At 46.2% G+C, this 18,551-nt stretch carries 22 protein-coding genes; 18 read left to right on the top strand and 4 right to left on the bottom strand.

What is annotated here, in order from left to right:
* The first annotated feature begins 21 nt into the window (after positions 1–21).
* From QUB12_RS03915 to QUB12_RS03890, 6 genes are all read left to right on the top strand, one after another.
* Positions 22–402, top strand: a complete 381-nt coding sequence (locus QUB12_RS03915) for a DUF4326 domain-containing protein (protein ID WP_333305560.1) — start codon at positions 22–24, stop codon at positions 400–402.
* Between the two features lie 64 nt (positions 403–466).
* Complete coding sequence (locus tag QUB12_RS03910) at positions 467–829, top strand: DUF2493 domain-containing protein (protein WP_333305558.1); 363 nt, start codon at positions 467–469, stop codon at positions 827–829.
* Positions 830–948: 119 nt separating this feature from the next.
* The gene (locus QUB12_RS03905; protein WP_333305557.1) at positions 949–2,106 is read left to right on the top strand and encodes a hypothetical protein; all 1,158 of its coding nucleotides are present in this window, start codon (positions 949–951) and stop codon (positions 2,104–2,106) included.
* A 40-nt stretch (positions 2,107–2,146) separates the two neighbouring features.
* Positions 2,147–2,746, top strand: a complete 600-nt coding sequence (locus QUB12_RS03900) for a hypothetical protein (protein ID WP_333305555.1) — start codon at positions 2,147–2,149, stop codon at positions 2,744–2,746.
* Between the two features lie 223 nt (positions 2,747–2,969).
* Positions 2,970–3,128, top strand: coding sequence for a hypothetical protein (locus QUB12_RS03895; protein ID WP_333305553.1), 159 nt, complete (start codon positions 2,970–2,972; stop codon positions 3,126–3,128).
* Between the two features lie 498 nt (positions 3,129–3,626).
* On the top strand, positions 3,627–4,082 hold the full coding sequence (locus QUB12_RS03890; protein ID WP_333305551.1) for a hypothetical protein: 456 nt from the start codon (positions 3,627–3,629) through the stop codon (positions 4,080–4,082).
* Here the strand turns inward: QUB12_RS03890 and QUB12_RS03885 are convergent, their stop codons facing one another.
* Positions 4,083–4,505: a hypothetical protein gene (locus QUB12_RS03885; protein WP_333305549.1), complete on the bottom strand. Its 423-nt coding sequence runs from the start codon at positions 4,503–4,505 to the stop codon at positions 4,083–4,085.
* Positions 4,506–4,701: 196 nt separating this feature from the next.
* Between QUB12_RS03885 and QUB12_RS03880 the strand changes: the two genes are divergently transcribed.
* The 7 genes from QUB12_RS03880 to QUB12_RS03850 all read left to right on the top strand — a co-directional run bounded on the left by QUB12_RS03880 (position 4,702) and on the right by QUB12_RS03850 (position 11,165).
* Positions 4,702–5,253 (top strand): hypothetical protein, encoded by a 552-nt coding sequence (locus QUB12_RS03880; RefSeq protein ID WP_333305546.1) that lies wholly within the window; start codon positions 4,702–4,704, stop codon positions 5,251–5,253.
* A 65-nt stretch (positions 5,254–5,318) separates the two neighbouring features.
* Complete coding sequence (locus QUB12_RS03875; protein ID WP_333305544.1) at positions 5,319–6,041, top strand: hypothetical protein; 723 nt, start codon at positions 5,319–5,321, stop codon at positions 6,039–6,041.
* A gap of 38 nt (positions 6,042–6,079) precedes the next feature.
* A complete protein-coding gene (locus QUB12_RS03870) occupies positions 6,080–7,093 on the top strand; it encodes a metal-dependent hydrolase (RefSeq protein WP_333305541.1) in 1,014 nt (337 codons plus the stop codon).
* 9 nt (positions 7,094–7,102) lie between these two features.
* Positions 7,103–7,966, top strand: coding sequence for a hypothetical protein (locus QUB12_RS03865; protein ID WP_333305539.1), 864 nt, complete (start codon positions 7,103–7,105; stop codon positions 7,964–7,966).
* Positions 7,967–7,993: 27 nt separating this feature from the next.
* Entirely contained in the window at positions 7,994–8,557 is a 564-nt protein-coding gene (locus QUB12_RS03860; protein ID WP_333305537.1) for a thermonuclease family protein, read from the top strand.
* Positions 8,558–9,084: 527 nt separating this feature from the next.
* On the top strand, positions 9,085–9,939 hold the full coding sequence (locus QUB12_RS03855) for a hypothetical protein (protein WP_333142018.1): 855 nt from the start codon (positions 9,085–9,087) through the stop codon (positions 9,937–9,939).
* On the top strand, positions 9,936–11,165 hold the full coding sequence (locus tag QUB12_RS03850; protein ID WP_333142019.1) for a tetratricopeptide repeat protein: 1,230 nt from the start codon (positions 9,936–9,938) through the stop codon (positions 11,163–11,165). Before QUB12_RS03855 ends, QUB12_RS03850 begins: the two co-directional genes overlap by 4 nt.
* A gap of 132 nt (positions 11,166–11,297) precedes the next feature.
* Here the strand turns inward: QUB12_RS03850 and QUB12_RS03845 are convergent, their stop codons facing one another.
* The 3 genes from QUB12_RS03845 to QUB12_RS03835 form a co-directional block, all read right to left on the bottom strand.
* Positions 11,298–12,782 carry an S-layer homology domain-containing protein gene (locus QUB12_RS03845; protein ID WP_333142020.1) on the bottom strand — a complete coding sequence of 495 codons (1,485 nt, stop codon included), beginning with the start codon at positions 12,780–12,782 and terminating at the stop codon, positions 11,298–11,300.
* A 162-nt stretch (positions 12,783–12,944) separates the two neighbouring features.
* Positions 12,945–13,931, bottom strand: a complete 987-nt coding sequence (locus QUB12_RS03840) for a DUF6263 family protein (protein ID WP_333142022.1) — start codon at positions 13,929–13,931, stop codon at positions 12,945–12,947.
* 4 nt (positions 13,932–13,935) lie between these two features.
* Positions 13,936–14,625: a polysaccharide deacetylase family protein gene (locus QUB12_RS03835; protein ID WP_333142023.1), complete on the bottom strand. Its 690-nt coding sequence runs from the start codon at positions 14,623–14,625 to the stop codon at positions 13,936–13,938.
* A gap of 79 nt (positions 14,626–14,704) precedes the next feature.
* Here QUB12_RS03835 and QUB12_RS03830 point away from each other — a divergent pair, with 79 nt between their 5' ends.
* The 5 genes from QUB12_RS03830 (at position 14,705) to QUB12_RS03810 (ending at position 18,027) form a co-directional block, all read left to right on the top strand.
* Positions 14,705–14,998, top strand: coding sequence for a DUF433 domain-containing protein (locus QUB12_RS03830; RefSeq protein WP_333106892.1), 294 nt, complete (start codon positions 14,705–14,707; stop codon positions 14,996–14,998).
* Complete coding sequence (locus tag QUB12_RS03825; RefSeq protein ID WP_333142024.1) at positions 14,995–15,366, top strand: DUF5615 family PIN-like protein; 372 nt, start codon at positions 14,995–14,997, stop codon at positions 15,364–15,366. The genes QUB12_RS03830 and QUB12_RS03825 overlap by 4 nt, the downstream gene beginning before the upstream one ends.
* A gap of 175 nt (positions 15,367–15,541) precedes the next feature.
* Positions 15,542–16,309: a ChaB family protein gene (locus tag QUB12_RS03820; protein WP_333305534.1), complete on the top strand. Its 768-nt coding sequence runs from the start codon at positions 15,542–15,544 to the stop codon at positions 16,307–16,309.
* A gap of 266 nt (positions 16,310–16,575) precedes the next feature.
* Positions 16,576–16,737, top strand: a complete 162-nt coding sequence (rd, locus tag QUB12_RS03815; RefSeq protein WP_333305532.1) for a rubredoxin — start codon at positions 16,576–16,578, stop codon at positions 16,735–16,737.
* Positions 16,738–16,761: 24 nt separating this feature from the next.
* Complete coding sequence (locus QUB12_RS03810) at positions 16,762–18,027, top strand: NAD(P)/FAD-dependent oxidoreductase (protein ID WP_333305530.1); 1,266 nt, start codon at positions 16,762–16,764, stop codon at positions 18,025–18,027.
* Positions 18,028–18,551: the final 524 nt, after the last annotated feature.

Here is an 18,551-nt window from a genome sequence, read left to right as displayed (position 1 = left end):
TAGTGACTGAGGAAAAGTCAAATGTTTGAACGCACTTGCGGAAAGGATGGTGTATTCGGATTCAATGCCCTACATCGAGTCTATATCGGACGGGGAAACAAAGCTTATCAATTAAAGCCAAGCCCTCTAGCAAATCCATTTGTAATTGGCAAACACGGTTCTCGCGAGCAGGTAGTTGAATCCTACCGTCAATGGCTTTGGCAACAAGTAAAAGAAGGTATGGCGGGGAAACCCAATGCAGCGTGGAATGAGTTGAAGTATTTGCAATCCAGTGCCAAAAAACTCACCACGAAATGGGATTTTGATTCTCTGGAATTGACCTGTTGGTGTCAAGATTCTGAGTTGTGTCACGGAGATGTGATTATCAAGTGTTTGGAATGGATGAATAAGAATGACCTCTAAGGGGTTTTGGGCGGGGTCGAAAGACCTCGCTTTTTTTATCAACTAATCAAAGGAGAAAAAGACAATGCTCAAAGTAATCATCGCGGGTTCAAGAGATTTCAACGATTACCAATTACTCGAAAGCCTGGTAGATATGTACCTCCAACGCTATTCTCCCGACCAGGTAGAAATAGTATCTGGAGGAGCGCGGGGTGCCGATCGCCTTGGTGAACGCTACGCCCAATCACGGGGAATGGCGCTTAAGGTAATGCCCGCCGATTGGAATCGATACGGTAAATCAGCGGGTTATCGACGCAATGAGGAAATGGCGCAATATGCCACTCACTGCATCGTTTTCTGGGATGGCTCGTCACGGGGAACCCAACACATGATTAATCTAGCCAATCAATACCAATTGGCTCTGAGAATTGTGCGCTATCGTCCCTAGAGACTTGCCCTGAGCAAGGCATTAAAAGGCTCATTGACAAGAAGAGAAAAGAAAAAAGGAAAGTAAATAAAACTGCTTTCGCATTCGGTGTAAACACAATTCAATCTAGGAGAAAGACCATGAGCTTCATCAACAAGTCTCAACTCGGAATCTATGCACCCAAGGCTTCAGAAAAAGCAGCAATCGGTGCCGAAGCCCAAACCATTATCAAGGATGCTCTCTCCACCTACAAGAAACTCTACTACGGATTGAGACAAGTCGCTTGGCAACATCGAGATAAACGAGCCAGCTTCATGGATGCTAAATCCAACGGAGAATTAGAGCAATTTATCATCGCACCGGGTTGCCGCCAAGATGATGGTTCCTATTCCAAAGATGAATGGGATTACCAACAACTTAATAAATATCTCTGGGAACGTTTCTGTGCCCATTTCGAGGATACCTTTGGCTTAGAACGCATCCAAGAATTGACCAAACTCAAGGATTTGTTAGCCGTCACCGAAGAATTGCTCTCAGCGGCTCTGGATGAATGGGGAAACCGCATTCTCGAACGCATTGAAGATGAATCCTTAGAATCTCTGGATTCAGTACCCCGCTACACGACCGACCTTCCCAACGGCATCCGCATCGAAGCAGATTTCCGCAATCCCAACAAGCGGACGATCGCTCTTTCTGCACCCCAGTTCTCGAATATCCCGGATGTATTGGTCGAACAAATGCGGGGCGATACTTGCTGGCAGGGAAGGATTTACTTCGACACCACGGGAGTAACAGCGCTCACCTCCAAGTCGGCAAAACTCCTGGGTGAAATGCTCGAACTCGCCGCAAAACTGAACAACGGCATCAAGGAATTTATCGCAGCACCAGATTTCTTCCTAGGTTTGGAATCGGCCCAAGCCCGCAAGCGTAATCTCCAGCGGGTGAAGGCGAGGCTCCTGGAAATCAACGAGAACAAGCTCACCCAACGCCAAGTGGAAGCACCCGAAAAGCAGGCAACCCGCCGCATCAACGAAGCAATAGACGCAGCCGAGAATGCTGAACCAGAGCAATTTGAGGAAGCTCGGAATCAAGCCAATCGCATCAAAGCCGAGAATCCAAAGCCTCAACAACCTCAACCAAGGCCGTTGAAACGACGTGCTGCCACCCTGGATGAAGTTAGCGAATGGATGGAGCGCAACGTCCATTTATTAGGAATGGAACCCGACATCGATGCAGAACTCGGAATCAAAAGCGTAAAACAATCCAAACGCCGAGTTAGTGAAGCTGACCGAGAGTAAGCGTGCTCTCGAATAAGCAAGCGGTCGTACTTACCCCAAAGTGCGATCGCTTTTTCAGTTCTCAACGATTGTAGCTACCAAAAAAACAGGAAATTCTCAGAAAACAGCTACCGCAGCGGATGTAAATAACGAGGCAAGTGTCATGCGCTATTCCACCGATTCTGGATTCACACTAACCGAAAAACTCATCGTCATCGTGGTACTCAACATCTTGTGCGCCATCGCAGTACCGGGATGGATTGGGTTTATGAATTCTCAACAAGTTAGCGTAGCAAACGATCGAATTTATTGGTGCTTCCAAAAGGCGAAATCGGAAGCTCGACGAGACAAACTAACAATGGAGTGTCTGATTCGACAAACTCCCCAGGGTATCGAATACTCGGTCAACCGCACTGATGAAAAACCCCAGTGGCAAAGTGCGGGCATCGACCCCAAAATCACCATCAAAACTGCCACTTTCTATTATGACAAGAAAGATGGAGCCTATCGGATGCAGTACAACTGGCTCGGTGTGAGTAACGGGCGCTTGGGTCGCATTCACCTAGTCAAAGAAAATGCAGAACGCTGCACCGTGGTGAGTACCCTTTTAGGCTCCATGAGAACTGGACGCAGGGGCAACTCATCCAATCCCTGCATCTAATCCAAACCCCAGCGTACCGAGAGTTTGGGCGCTGGGTGTTTGGGTGCCCCCGCAGACCTAGATATCCCAGCAATCCTGAATTAGATTGGTGCATTGTTACATAAATTATGGGATTGCTGGGAATAAATAAATAAAATTAGTAACACTATCTTATCACTATTAAAAAGTTAACAAAACGGCTATCGCTAGGGGTATAAAACTACAAATAGGAACCCTAATTTTTATGCTCCTAATTAGCTTAGTGCAATTCATTGCCCAGTTCTTACAACAAGAATTAGCACAATACATTGAACCAGAACAATCCATCGAACCTTATTTAGCTTACCTCGAACTCCAACACGAAATAGAATCGGATTACTATCACGCCTGTGGGCGCTGGTAGCTCATCCACTTGGGGCAGCGGTTGCATTCTATCCCCTTCTCCCGTTGCCCGATATTCTTCGCTATTTCGATGCTTGGGTACACCGAATTATTCGTTATGTTTCGATGCTAGGGTACACTCTCACTATGCGCTGTGTTTCGGTGCGCTCGCATATGAAGATATCCCTTGAGTTATGGTACACTAAGCCCTGGGTTGTGTTTTGATGCTGGGGTACACTCCCGCTATTGGCTGTGTTTCGGTGCTCCCGCCTATCAAGATATTCATTTTGTTTCGGTGTACTTGCATAGCTGGATATTCGTTGTGTTTCGGTGCACTCGCCCATGAAGATATTCGCTATGTTTCGGTGTACTCGCCCATCAAGATTTACTCTCTCTAACGTTACTTTGATGCTGCACCAAATTAATCTTTAATCCAGGTTATTACAGTTTGTTACAAAATCATTACTTCCGACAACTTGGATTTGTTTAGCATTTCCAACAGGCGAGTATCATAAGGCACATGGTACTAGAAATAAAGTTGAAAATCATCCCCGATATCGAAACGGGCATCATCGCTCATCAAGTGTGTTGCACCGGTGTGCTTCATACGGGTTTGGGGAAGGCAATTGCCGAGAAATGGTCGTTGGTGGAATCGGAGTATCAACGCTTCTGCGGCCCCGATGCAGGTGGAGAGCGCTTTGTTCCCGGTAAAATTCAAATGATTCGGGTTAGCTCCACTCCAGAGCTTTGGGTGTGCAATATGGCAGGTCAAAACTTACATGGGAGCAAGAAACGCTATACCGATTACGAAGCCCTGGCGCTTTGTTTGTCCAAGCTCCACGGTAAATCCTTGGAGTTAGAACTAACTCCTTTCCTACCTTACAAACTCGGATGGTCTGGGGGGCGCGGTGAGTGGAGTGTTGTCCGTTCCCTGATCGAACAACACTGCCCCAATGCCATCATCTGCACGGATTGATTAACTCACCTGCGTTAGGGTCAACTTGGAGGTAAACAAAGATTCAATTGAAGATTCGGTGCTGAACTGGAGAAAGTAGACTCCCGGCTCCAAAGTGGTTGTCAAGTTGCTCGAATACCCATCACTCGAATCCACAACCACGCTGCGACTAGAGTTCACAATGGCGGCGATGGCATTGTCCGTTACCAGATTCACTTGCACTGGAACATTCACTTTAAATCTCGCCCAGTCGGTGATGTCGTCTCCCCCGATGCTTTCAGAAATGGTGGAAACTCCGCTGCGGTTCTTGCTCGCCATACCCTCGTTCCAATCTGCACCAGTCAGGATATCCACGCTTTCCCCAGTTTTGCGATTCTTCCGCCTTTTTGCTAAGGTTCCCATGTTCCACGCTCGACTCCGATTGTTGCCCATGTCTGTTTGCATTGTTTCTCATTCCTCTTTGATTGGTTAGACACCGCTAAGTAACAAAATACACTTATTTTGTAGATTTACTGACAGTGGAATGACTGAGCTAAACTCAGGGTGGATTCCAGTTCCCTATTCCGGTTGATAGGTGGATTTTGTGCGGTGTATAGTTCATATTATGTAAATCTGATATTAAAAAACTACCAAAATTCCAATGACAACAGAACTTTCCACCAAGCTACGACCCGATGCAATCTGCGAGAAGCTCAGTATCGGATCATCTACGTATTACAACAGATTAAAGCACCTGGGAATTGAGGCAAGCAAGGATGAGGATGGCCCCTATCTCAATGCCGAGCAAATGAAACTGATGGAGGATTTGAGCGAGCACATCAAAGCAACGGGCAAGATGCAGGGATTCGGTGGCGGCGGTCAGCTAGCGCTATCGGAAAGATCGGGTTTGGCATCGGCGTTAGAGATTCCAGAGGTGGAGGCAGAAACGTTCGATCAGATGGATGATGAAATGCTGAGTCAATTCATCGAGGAAGCAGGTGAACTAAAAACGCAGCAGATAGCGATGCCGCATTTAATTAAGTGGCATCTGGCTAACAACATGAGCGAGGAGGATTTATCGGACGAGCAAAGAGCAAAACTCCAAGCCATTAGGGATGCAGCCAACCCAAAGCAGAGTGCCGCATCAATAGCCCAGCAACTGTTGCAGCGGCACCGCAACAAGAACCAACAGAAAAATCCAGAAACGAAGTAACCAAAGTCTGCTCCACCATCCGCAGCGGTCACTGCTGCATCGTCACCGGTGAGTTGGGAACCGGTTTGGAAGAAGTGGCGGCGGGCGTTGCTTCAGAATTGGCGGGGGAGTTCTCCATAGCAATGGCTACCTACAAAGGAAGTGGCAAGAAGTTTTTGCAACAGTTAGCAGAACAGTTGGACATTCCTACCGAAGTGGAGGATGACAAAGGCAAAGTTAAACAACTCACCTTAGACCAACTCAAAGAAGAAATCGCGCTGAACCTTCCCACTGATGCCTTATTGTTGTTGCCCGAAGCCAAGCGCCTCACCACGGGGATTAGATTCTGGCTGGAAGATTTAATCGAAGCTGGTTGTAGGGTTTGTTGCTTTGCGGTGGCGAATCCAGGTCGCGATATCTTCATCGAAATGATCGAAGTGAAATTAGAGTTGCCGAGCGATCGGGCAATCCGCGAAGCCATGCAGGATGAAGCAGCAAAGTTGAATTTCGACCTAACACCGGCTCGGCTTTCCCAACTGCAACCGCTAGCTGGGAGGAATCCGATGTTGGCGCGCAAAGTAGTGAGGCAAGAGAAATTGGGTATCAACCAAACAATGGAGCACCGCCAATATTTAGTGATGATGCCCATTTTGATTGCTGCTTTATTCTCTTTTGCCGTCATCCGCTATGTAGGAATGGGAACGGGCAACAAGAATTGGCAAATCTTTGGTGGCATTGCCCTGACTGTGGCGATGGCTGCCAAACAATTAGGGCGGGTTGAAGGAGCAAAGAAGAAGTTAGGACAATAAAGGCTGTAACATCTTTCACTGTTGGGGGGTAACTGATAATGATGGCCTTAACTCACAGCATCATCGCAGCAGCGGGAACGAGCTTTTTTCTGACCACTGCCAATCCCCTGCATTTAGCATTAGCCATTGCTGGTAGTCAATTGCCCGATATCGATACATCTACAAGTACCATTGGGCAAATCCTATTTCCCATTAGCAATTGGATTGAGGATCGCTTTCCCCACCGCTCGGTTACTCACTGCTTTCTGGCAACTTGCGCGATCGCGCTTTTGTCCGCACCTTTGTATTTTTATTTCGATTGGAGAACGTGGATTTGTCTGCCCCTGGGACACCTATTGAGTTGCTTTTCGGACTGTTTCACCAAACAGGGAGTGCAGTTCTTTTGGCCGCATCCCGCTTGGTGCATATCGGTTCCAAATCCCAACCGCAGGCTTGAAACCGGCAAACCGGGGGAATACTGGGTGCTGGCAGTTGCGGTGCTTGCTTTGGTTGCAGCGATTAAGCTAAGCAAGACAGGTGGCCCGACAGCATTTGTAGGAACATCACTTGGATTGCGCTCCAATGCAACGGAGATTTATCAAACTAATGCAGATTCTTACCACGTTTACGCTCAAATAAACGGCACTTTTGCCAGCGATTCTAGTTCAGCAGACGGTAATTATTTTATAGCAGCGGGAGAGGGTAACGAGTTTGTGGTGGTAAATAAACTGGGAATCTTCAAAACCGGAACGAATATCATCGCCAGCCGATTAACCGCCGAAGTCGGTAAACCCGCAACAGCATCGGTTCAAACGCTAGAATTTGATGAATCAGAATTTGCTATTACCCCCATTCCCGATACTCTTATATTGCTTACGGGTACACTAACCGTGGATGACCCGCAATCTATTAAAATAGCAACCAATCCGAAACAATTAGAGATGGCGAAACTAATCGGTGATAAAATAACTTTTAACTACTGTCCCCTAGAAACAGCGATCAAATTACTGAGCGGACAATACATCACAGGTTCCCTAGAAGCCAAGATATTTAGCCCTAAACCCGATGTTTGAGATAACCCTATGAAAGAATATATAGCAACTGCATTGGGAGCGGGAGTTGTGGGATTCTTGCCTTTCCTCAACCTTAACCCGCAGCCTAATACACCCATACCCTCCCTCGCACCCTCACCCGTACCTCGTTTACAAAAGCCACCCGTTATTCAGCTACAGCAATCAACCAAACCAACTAAAAGACACCGCATTCAAGTGCAAGTGATTTCCCTCAACGATTTAAAGATTGCTGAAGGAGTTGAGGTAGTAGCCGGACAAATCATCAGTGATCGCACTGAAGAACGCCAATCCTTGGAAGCAGAACGCAAGCAAATCGAGAACAGCATCCAACAATTATCGATTCCTACGAGCAAACTAGCCGAACTTCCCGAACCCAACTTTGCCATAGAAGAAGCAGCCATCCAACAAATTAAGGATGAACTACAACTAATGGAAGCCCACTCGGTAACACCTGCACCAGAAACATCGTTCAGATTTAAGGATGAAACGCTCAGGAAGTTATTGGAAGCCAAACAGCTAGAAGAAAGGGCAGAAGCCATCACCGCTGAAGCGAACAACCGCACCAAACTTGCTGAATCTAAAGCAAGATTAGTGGGACAACTAAACAGCGCCATTGCTGCACTAAACAAAGCTAAGAGCAATTACCAACACCAACAATACGAGCATTCACTAAACCTGGTGAGGCAACAATCAGAAATGCAGAGGCAACAGTATCAAATAGCTTCCTTGGTAGGGCAAAAACAAGAGATTGAAGCTAAACTACGCGACATTACTCAGATTAAATCTCCTGTAGCTGGCAAAGTACGCCGCATCAAAAACTTGGGTCAAAAGGACAGGCAGATTAATTTAGAGGTAGTAATTGATGTTCAATAAAGTATTGATTAAATTAGCAATAAATAAATGCAGAAATTCCTCAACGCCCTACCCTTGTTAGCCATCGCAGCTTTGGTTTGGTTCCACTTCCACCAACCCAACAGCGATAAACCAAAACTAGCCAAGCCTCCCAGCCAAACAGAATCGCGTCGATGTCAGGTAGTTGATGGTTCAATCTACGACGGTGATACTTTTCGAGTGCGGTGCGACAATCAGGAACAAAAGATTCGATTGTGCGGCATCGATGCGCCAGAAGCCAAGCAACCCCTGGGTATTGAGTCTCGGAATTACCTGCGTTCCCTAGTTGCTCAAGCCAAAGGTCAGGTCATAGTTATTGAGATGGATCGGGACAAGTACGGCCGCAGTGTCGCCGAAGTGTTGCTAGAGTCACCATCAGGCGAACAATCGGTGCAAGAGGAAATGCTCAAAGCGGGTATGGCTTATCACTACAAACAGTACAGCAGCAATTGTCACAACCGTGAGGCGTTCGATATTGCAGAGGAGATGGGGCGATCGCAACAGCGGGGAGTGTGGCAGTTTCTCAATGGTGGTGAAAGACCGTGGGATTATCGCAAGCAAGATAAGAGTTGATTTACGCCAATGTTGGGTATACACCAATGCAGGGAATGCGGCAACTTCCCAAGGGTGATAAACGACTGTGAAATTATCCTCAGCCAAAACGTTAATTGGGGTTGTGGAATTGTTGTTTTGCCCAATCCAACAGCTCGTCATCATTGCTAACAAGTTAAGCTAAGAAAGCATTTGTCAATCAGCAATTATGCTCAACATTTACTCGGATTTTGGGCATAAAACTGAGATTTGGGCGATCGAGGAATCATGCCTCCCATGATATTTATACCTACTCCCTCTCAAATCGTAAATTTTCCACTCCTAAAAAAGCAGTTTTTTTTGAGTAATATTACTGATTGACAAATGCAATTAAGTCTTAACTTGTTACCAATGCACTGCGGTCATTAAATAAGACTACAAAAGAGCAATAATTTTGTAGTAAAAACTTGAATTGTTCCCAGTTCGTAGTAAGGACTAAAGTCCTTAATTTTGACCAAATTAAGGACTTTAGTCCTTACTACAAACCTGTTTTTCAAATATAGTAAAAAATGTCTTATCTGCGCCGGAGTATCGTAATTTATCGATGTCAAAATTTGGAGTTAGAAACTCCAGAATCAGAGTGGCAAATTCCCCGAGTGTGGCTGAGTTCGGGGACTCAGCTAGCTGTTGACAGCGTACCCGATCGCATTCCGTATTGCGAAGGGGCTTTTATGCCACAAGAACCTTGGAGGGAACCAACACCAGCAGAGTCTGCACTGCTTTGGGTTCATGAACCGCCGCCGCCATATTCGGGTATAGGAATTGTGCGTTTACCGCCGGATGTTTTAACCTTGTTTGCTGCTGCCGGTATAGCTTCGCTAACAACTCGGCTACAGGTCGCTGAGTTTAAATCGCAGGAAAAATGCCAGCAAGCACTCGATAAATTAATTGAATATTTTAAGCCTTTTTGTATGTCGGACGCGTCGCCAATTATTAACGGTATGGGAGGCAGGCAGCCGGGATTGAGTACGGCAACAATTGATAATAAACGGGGTTGCCGCAACGGTTTGCATACTGATAATTGGGACTGGTTGCCGCTGGCGAAAAAGCAGGACGCTACTAATCGGATTTGCTTGAATTTAGGGCGGGACAGCCGTTATTTTTTGTTTGTGAATTTGACTGAGATGGACATTTTTGAGATGTTGGGCTGTCGCGAGTCAGATGTTAGCAAACCTTGGAGGAGGCAGTTAACTCATGAGTTTATGAGACGCTATCCTAATTATCCGGTGGTGAAGCTAAGAATTGCACCGGGTGAGGCTTATATTGCACCGACAGAAAATATGATTCACGATGCTTCTACTGCCGAAATGAAGCACTTGGATGTTAAGGTGATGATGCGCGGTTATTACAGGATTCCAGCATGAGTTTTGCCCTTAGCGAAGCCTTCGGAGAGGATCGCACTTTTACAGATACTTTTAGAGATAGTTTGAAGGATGAGGGAAAATTGCAAGAGTCGATCGCCCTTTACGAACAGTCGATCACCCAAAATCCCAATTCGCCCTCCGCTTACCACAATTTAGGCAAAGCGCTGCAACAAAACGGACAAATTGCAGAAGCTGTCGCCTGTCACCAAAAAGCCATTCTCCTACAACCAAACTTTACTGCTGCTTACTTCCCCTTGCTGTACGCGCCGCTGCCTCAATATTCTCCTCTGATTGACAGCCTGGTTGCTCTTTACCGCGAAGTTATCGAGATTTTGCCAAATTTTCCATTAGCCTACATTAACTTGGCTGTAGCGCTGAGCAAGCAGGGAAAAATTCAAGAGTCGATCGCGCTTTTTCAAACCGCAGTCCGCTTGCAAACAGTCGCATCTCGCCCGGAATTGGCACAAGTAGAATGGAATTATGAAAAATTGCGATCGGCCGATTTCATTATCATCGGTTCTCCCCGTTGCGGCACAACTTCTCTCTACAAATATATCACTTCCCACCCTCAGATTTTACCGGCAGCCAATAAAGAAATCTGTTTTTTTTCAGAACATTTTAACAAGGGATTAGCTTGGTACCAGGCGCATTTTCCGCCGCCAATAGATTCGCATCATTTTTTAGTAGGAGAAGCAACTCCGACTTATCTGACTCACCCGCTGGCTGCAGAAAGATTGCACGGTTGTTTACCAAAAGTTAAGCTGATTGTGATTTTGAGAAATCCAGTTGATCGGGCTTTTTCGCACTATCAAATGCTGGTGAGGCGCGGTACTGAACGCAGGAGTTTTGAAAAGGCGATCGATTCCGAGTTGCAATTGCTTGCTGGTGCAACCGAAACCAGTTTAGAAGATAGGGCTCAGTGGAAAGATTGTCATTATATTTATAAGAGTCTTTATGCTTGCAGTCTCAAACAGTGGATGAAACTTTTTCATCGGGAACAGTTTTTGATTTTGCAGAGTGAAGAATTTTATGCCAATCCGGCTGCGACACTCAAACAAGTTTTTGAGTTTTTAGATTTGCCAGATTTTCCACTCGGGAATTATCAAAAGTACAACGGTGGTGATTATCAGCCTGCGGATGATGTTGTCAGCCAGCGATTGCGCGAGTATTTTCAGCCGCACAATATGAAATTAGCGGAAAATCTGAAGAGAGAATTTGCATGGTAATTACAAAAAACTTATAGGGGCGGGTTTAGCACGAAATACCAAATACTGAACAGCTAATCTAAATACCAAATCCGCCCCTACAGACACTATCCGCGTTAATCCGCGTTCCTCTGCGCTTAAAGACCTGCAAATCTACTTACTCGCATAACCCGTACTTACCAAAAACTCCCGCAACTTCCCAAAGTATTGAGTGCGATCGCGTCCTTGATAAACTTTCTCCAACAACTGCCAACCTTCCGCCTCCTGGCCCATGACATACTTGTTCGCCATGAAAGCCGCCAACACCCCCTTCACCTCCCCATCTTCACTCAGACGCTTGTTAGATTCCAGCCAAAGCTCAGCAGAATTCGTGTATACTTCCACCGGATACTGTTTGCTAACATCTTGCATTTTACCTTGGCGGTACTGCCAAACTTGCAGCGGGAAGCGAGAATCAGCATAATTGGTAAAAGCCTCGGAAAATCTGCCGTCCTGACTCTTAAACTCTGGGATATCATTTTTGCCAAAATCGACAATTTCGTAACTCACATTGCCCCAGAAATGCTTGATATGAGTGTATTTGTTAGCTGCCGAGTCGTAGCGGTAAATAAACGAATAATTGCAGCAGCGGACGCCGCTTTTGGTTGACACTAAATCTGCCAGGACTTCCGGTTCCTTGTCGCCGTCCAAATCACGGATTCGCAGCGATAAAAAACGTCCTTCTGATATTTCTTCGCTGGCTCTTTGGTCGGGGTTATCTACTAGAGAACGAGTCGGAATCAGCACTGGTTCTTCTAATAATTTTTTACCGTCGCGGATGATTTTGATGCGGAGATTTTTAGCATTTTCTGCTTCTTTTACGAAAGAAACTTCTGCGCGAAGTTTCCCCGATTCCGAGGTTTCTGTTGTTCTCGGCGGGCCGATATTCGCCGGAACTTGGGCGATATATTCCGCAGGAACTAAGGCCGTTTGACCGGGTTTGGCGATCGCCTGACAGAAAAAAGTGGCGACTTCGGCGCGAGTAGCATTCCGAGTAGGTTCTAGCTGTTTTACAGCCGGATAATTGACCACAAGTTGTTTTTCTGTGGCGGCGGCGATCGCACTTCTGGCCAGTTCGGGAATTTGCGGCGCATCCTCAAAAGTCGCATCCAAAATCTCAGCCGCCGGCCCCGTCGTAGGTGTATATTTCAAGCCGCTGCTTAAAGCTACCAAAGCCTGCCAGCGGGTAATATTCAAAGTGGGGTTAAAAATACTGCCACTGTATCCAGACATAAAACCCGTCTGATAAGCTTCTCGAATTGCTTTAAAACCCCAGTAATTTGTAGGAATATCTGCAAAGTCGATCGGAGCGCGGACGGTTTTGGCATCGGGAAAAGCCATGCGAACCATCGCCGCAAACTCAGCGCGGCTGACTGGGCGATTCGGGCGAAAAGTGCCGTCTTCGTAGTAGCCGCTGATAATTTTTTTCTGTGCTAACTCCTCAATGCAACCTTGCGCCCAATGGTCTTTAACATCCTGAAATTTAGCTTGAGCAAATGCCGGCGGTACATTCATGCCCGGAAACACTAAATTCCCGATGATTATCCCTAAAGCTACGACGAAAGCAATTACAGCTTGACTTTTGTGCGATCGAACCATAGAACAGACTCCTCTACTTGCAAATTGGCGATCGAAAGTTTCGGAAAATTTACATAATATCAAGTATATTAGCCCGATTTAATACCATTTATTAAAAATTTAGCTGCGACCAGGGACACGGAATTGCCGTGTCCCTACTTTTTCCAGTTGGTATAATAAAGGTTACTTCGACTCTAAAGTCATCTCCATCACCATTTTTGTTGTGAGTGTTAATTCTTGAGAACTGCCCGCATTTTTACCACTCATTTCGCTATTTGAACTAACAGACACAGTAGACCGAAACGGCATTAATCTATCCAAGCGCATTGTGGTTGATCCCCCACCCTGAGAACTAAAAGATTTTAGGGTTAAGGTAGTTCCAGCAGGCAATTGGGGAGAGGTAATATTTTGAGGGTTTGCTTGCTGCTCTATACTTACATTCAGAGAGGCAACTCCATCTTGCCAGCTCGCCAATTCATAGGTATAAATGTTATTCAAATTCATGCCACTCAAATCAGAAGAAGAAGAAACGCGCCATTTGGCTCCTTTTCCGACTGCTTCTGCGGGCAGCGGCGAGGCAAGTTGCTCTAGAGATTTAGACATTTGTCGAACCATTTGTTTGAGGTTGTTGTCAGCTTTTTCGGGCAAAATAATGTCACCTCCTTTATGAAAACCGCGATTGTCCATGATGAAAGAGCCTTTCACTCCCACCATGCTTTTGAGTGCGGAACGCATGGCATCTCGGACTGCTGGCGGCATATTTCCAGTATCGCCGACGATATCTGAGTTAGTATAAGCAAACTCGTAGTGAATATCGCCGTTGGGATCAATCTTAGTGACTTTTGTCTCGAAAGTCATCACCGATACTGGAATTTTAGCCCCAGGCGAAGACCGACCGGATGCGGATATTTCCATATCCATTTTTACGGTCATAACAGTTGTTTGTTTGACATCGATAGCTGGTTTTAAACGCAGTTCCTGTCGTGGTTCCACTCCCGGATTTAGCAGTTCCACTTGCGGGGTTTTCGAGTTGGGGGCAGGCGCGGATACGCCAGGGGCTGGCTGCTGCACTACAAGTGGAGTTTCCGCACTCAGGGAAGCAGGAGAAAGCTCGATCGCCCATCCGGCACTTACCAAACAAAGAGATGCAATAAACTGTCTTTTTTTCATTAACTTAATTTCCTGGTATTTGAATGTTAGCCTGTTCCCACAGTCGATCGACTGTCACGAATTTGTAACCTTTGTACAAAAGCAAGGGAATTATTTTATCAGCAGAAGCTGCAACATCTTCACCGCCGCAATAGCCGTCGTGCAGTACAATAATTGAGCCGTTTTCTGTTTGCTGCACGATGCGACTAATAACTTTCCTCACCCCCGGTCGCACCCAATCTTCCGGGACAACACTCCACATTACAGGGCGATATTCCCACTGTTGCAATAACTCTAATGTTCGCGGCGTAAAAATGCCGTTGGGTGGCCGCACGTCCAGGATTAATTGTGGGTCTAAATCGCAAGCTTTGGCAATTGCTTTTTGCGTGTCTTCTAAACTTTGTTTGAGTTCGTGGGTTTTGAGTTTGGGAAACGATATATGCTGATAGCCGTGGAGGCCGATCCAGTGTCCGCGATCGTACACTTCTTTAGCCGTTTCTGGATGCCTGTCCACGCAAAATCCCAGCCAGAAAAAACTAGCTTTGATGTCGTATTTATCTAAAATTTTTAACAATTGAGGTGTGTGCTGACGGTGCGGCCCGTCGTCAAATGTGAGGGCAATTTCTCGGCTGTTGATATCTCCCGTCCACAGACATCTGGGAAAAGCCGATTTGAGAATGGGATGAACGACAGGAAACAGGGGTGCTAATGGCATTGATTAATGTTGTTTAGTGCGATCGGGTAGAAATGAAGCTGCGTTACAATAGAATAAAGTTAACTCAATCTAGGTAAATATGACAACTGCCGTTGATATAGGAACGCTAATTGTCCGCACGCCCGGAACTTGCGGCGGCCGCCCGCGAATTGCAGGAACTAGAATTACGGTACAGAATATTGCTATTGATTTTAATGCCGGGATGACTCCACAGCAAATCATTGATGAAATACCGCATTTGACTTTAGCACAAATTTATGCAGCACTCACTTACTATTACGCGAACAAGGAAGCAACGGACGCCGAAATAGCAGCTTACTACGAAGAGTATGACCGTTTGGAAGCAGAATATATGGCAGGTAAGCTATCGTGAGCCGAATTTGTTTATACATGGATGAGGATATTCTCCAACGCTCGCTGATACTCGCTCTGCGAACCTCTGGTGTAGACGTAATAACTACCTCGGACGCTAACAAGCTTAGCTGTTCAGATGAGGAACAACTGATCTGGGCAGCGGAGCAAGGGCGTGCCATATACAGTTTCAACACTAAAGATTTTTGTCGTTTGCACAGTACCTTTATTGCCCAAAATATCGGTCATGCTGGAATTATTATGGGAGTGCAACAGCGGTACTCGATTGGCGATCAGTTGCGGGGGTTTTTTAACTTGATTGCTGCTAAGTCAGCCGAAGAAATGATAAATCAATTGGTGTTTTTAGCTGAGTACATTAGATATGAATAAAAGCTTGAAATAACCGATTGCACCGGAAACTACCAGCCTCTTTAACTCCTTTGATATAGACTCAATCTAGCCACAGTCGCATCGACCTCTATCTCGCGGTCGATGCGATCGCCCTACAGTCTCTTCCTATACTAAAAACTAGCACAACTAATCTACCAACCATCAAGGAGGAACAATGACCGAGGAATATTTAGCCGAACGAACAGTTTCAGCCGTATTTAAGGAAGAAGAACAATTAGACGGCGTAATTCGGCGGTTGCTAGATCGCGGAGTTTCCCGCGACCACATCTCAGTAATGGGAAAAAACTTTCAATCTAAAACTAAAATTGCAGGCTTTATTACTAAAAAAGATGTAATTTTAGGCGGTCTGCGAAGCGGGGCAATTTTTGGTTCCTTATTCGGTTCTTTTTTGGGTTTGCTAACAGGCGTCGGCGTGCTGTTTATTCCCTTTGTTGGCGCAGTAGTATCGGCGGGCCCGCTGGGTGCTGTACTGTTGGGTGCAGCTAGCGGCGCGATCGCAGGTTCGGCCGGTGCGGGTCTAGTTTCCGCTTTAGTCGCTGTGGGAATGCCCGAAGACAAAGCAACTATCTATCAAACGCGCGTTGAAGCTGGCGAATTTCTCGTGATGGCAGAAGTCGCCGCCGACCGATCGGGCGAATTTCAACTCTTGCTAGAAAGTGCAGGTGGCGAAGAAGTTTCAGTTAGCGAAATGACGCTGCCGCGCGCCGTTAAAGGTCGCTGCAATAGTCCGGCAGACTTATCTCCAGAAGTGCGATCGCACCTGTCGGAAGCAGCTCAAAAAACCTTTATGGAATCCTACAACGCCGCATTTGACGAAAGCAACGACTCGATACAAGCGGAACACACTGCTTGGGACGCCATTCACCAGCAATACGAAGAAGATGAAAACGGCGTTTGGACTAAGCCTTTAGCGAAAGTCTAGTCTTCCCATCGCAGTAAACTAATAAAAAATACAATCAAGCCTCTAGAACTGCGGTTCTGGAGGCTTTGACGATTTGAGATTTTAGATTTTAGATTTTATAATTGTGCAAGACTTAATTAGATTTTAGATTTTATAATTGTGCAAAATTTAATTTTTAATAATTTGGGAATGGCCGAAAGTCGCATTACGTTGGGAAATTGGTATTGCACTAGGTTGCGTTGTCAAGTACAATCTATAAGCTTACAATATAAAATTGAGTTAAGCAAATGCAAAAATACGTTTGTACCGTTTGCAATTACGTCTACGATCCCGAAGTAGGCGACCCCGACGGGGACATAGATCCCGGTACTGCCTTTGAAGATATCCCCGACGATTGGGTTTGTCCGACTTGCGGGGCGAAAAAATCCGATTTTGAACCAGAAGAATAAGCGAGAAACAATTTGTCCGATCGAATGCTCAAAATTACAGTCATAGGTGGTGGTGCAGCAGGTTTTTTTAGTGCAATTACCTGTGCCAAAACCTATCCGCAAGCCCGCGTCACTTTACTAGAAGCTGGCCGGCAACTCCTGGCAAAAGTTCGCATCTCTGGCGGCGGGCGCTGCAATGTGACTCACGCTTGTTTTGACCCTGGTGTTTTAGTGCAGAATTACCCCAGAGGAGGGAAAGCTCTGCGCGGTGCTTTTACTCGATTTCAACCCCGCGATACTGTAGAATGGTTTGCCGGTCACGGTGTGAAGTTGAAAACAGAAGAAGACGGGCGAATGTTTCCGATTACAGACGATTCGGCGACAATTGTTAACTGTTTGATCCGGGCTGCTGAGGATGCAGGCGTAAAAATTCGCACCGGCGATGCAGTAGTTTCAGTAAAGAAGTTAACGGGCAACACCCCAGAGGGCGAACAAGGGGACACTGCGCCTAGGTTTGAAATTGAGTTGAAGTCGGGGGAGAGTTTTAAGTGCGATCGCATTCTTCTCGCTACAGGCAGCAATCCATCGGGTTATAAGTGGGCAAAAGAGTTAGGTAATACAGTAGAACAGCCCGTTCCTTCTCTATTTACTTTTAATATTTCCGACAGCAGAATCAAAGATTTAGCCGGAATTTCTGTTCCTAATGCTAAGGTGAAATTGCCGGGAGCTAAATTAGAACAAAGCGGGCCTTTGTTAATTACTCACTGGGGTTTAAGCGGGCCTGCTGTACTCAAACTTTCGGCTTGGGGTGCGAGATTTTTGCACGATCGCCATTATAAAACATCTGTGCTGATTAATTGGCTTCCCCAGTACAATGCGGAAGTTTTGCGGCAGCAACTGCTAGCAGTTAAGTCGCAGTTGTCGCACCGATTGATAGTTTCTAGCTGTCCGTTTCCGGTGCCGCGCCGCCTCTGGGAACGCTTGACAAGTTCGATCGGCATTGATGAGCAAAAACGCTGGGCCGACTTATCTAACAAAATCCTCGATCGCCTCCTGCAAGAACTCGTTCAAGGCGAATATCAGATTGCCGGAAAAGGCGCATTTAAAGAAGAGTTCGTCACCTGCGGCGGTGTCAACCTCAAAGAAGTCGATTTTAAGACAATGGAAAGCCGCCGCTGTCCCGGACTTTTCTTTGCTGGGGAAATCTTGGATATCGACGGGGTGACGGGCGGTTTCAACTTCCAAAGTGCCTGGACTACGGCGTGGTTGGCCGGAAACGCGATCGGCAAACCATCCGATTTTAGAGTTTAGATTTTAGATTTTAGATTGGGGGATACTTGCTATATAAAGGTTTGGGAGTTGCGATCGCGCGATCGGCTTGCCTGTATTAATTTTTGTGTTATTTTTGACTGAAGGCGCACCAAATGTGTGTCAAATTCAGCTTGTAGACACAATTCGGAGTTTTGCGGAGTTAACATCGGGTGAGATACGTCACTAACCCCACCCTAAAGGGATGGGGCTTGAAAGCGGAAGACTCACCACCTTCTTAATTTGAGGCCAAACCAGTGTCTAGCCTGGGTCTTCGAGACAAGCTGAACTATATGGTGGTGGTACACCAAGCGACGTTAAGAATGCTTCCCTAGTTTTTAACCTCTCGGATAGTCAGCGGCGAAGGGATATATACACACGGGCTTACAGCCACTTGCTATGCGTACAGGTAAAAAGCACGAGCCTGTAACTGTCCAGGCGAAAGGCGAATACAAAACGTCGAACGTCGTCACTATATTCAAGGCGGTAGCAAGCAAGAAAAGGGGGACTAATCCTCCCCCCATCCA

It is taken from the genome of Microcoleus sp. B7-D4, from assembly GCF_036705125.1.
Taxonomy (GTDB): Bacteria; Cyanobacteriota; Cyanobacteriia; order Cyanobacteriales; family Microcoleaceae; genus Microcoleus.
Note: the sequence above shows the minus strand (reverse complement) of the source record. Positions and strands in the feature narration are given on the sequence as shown.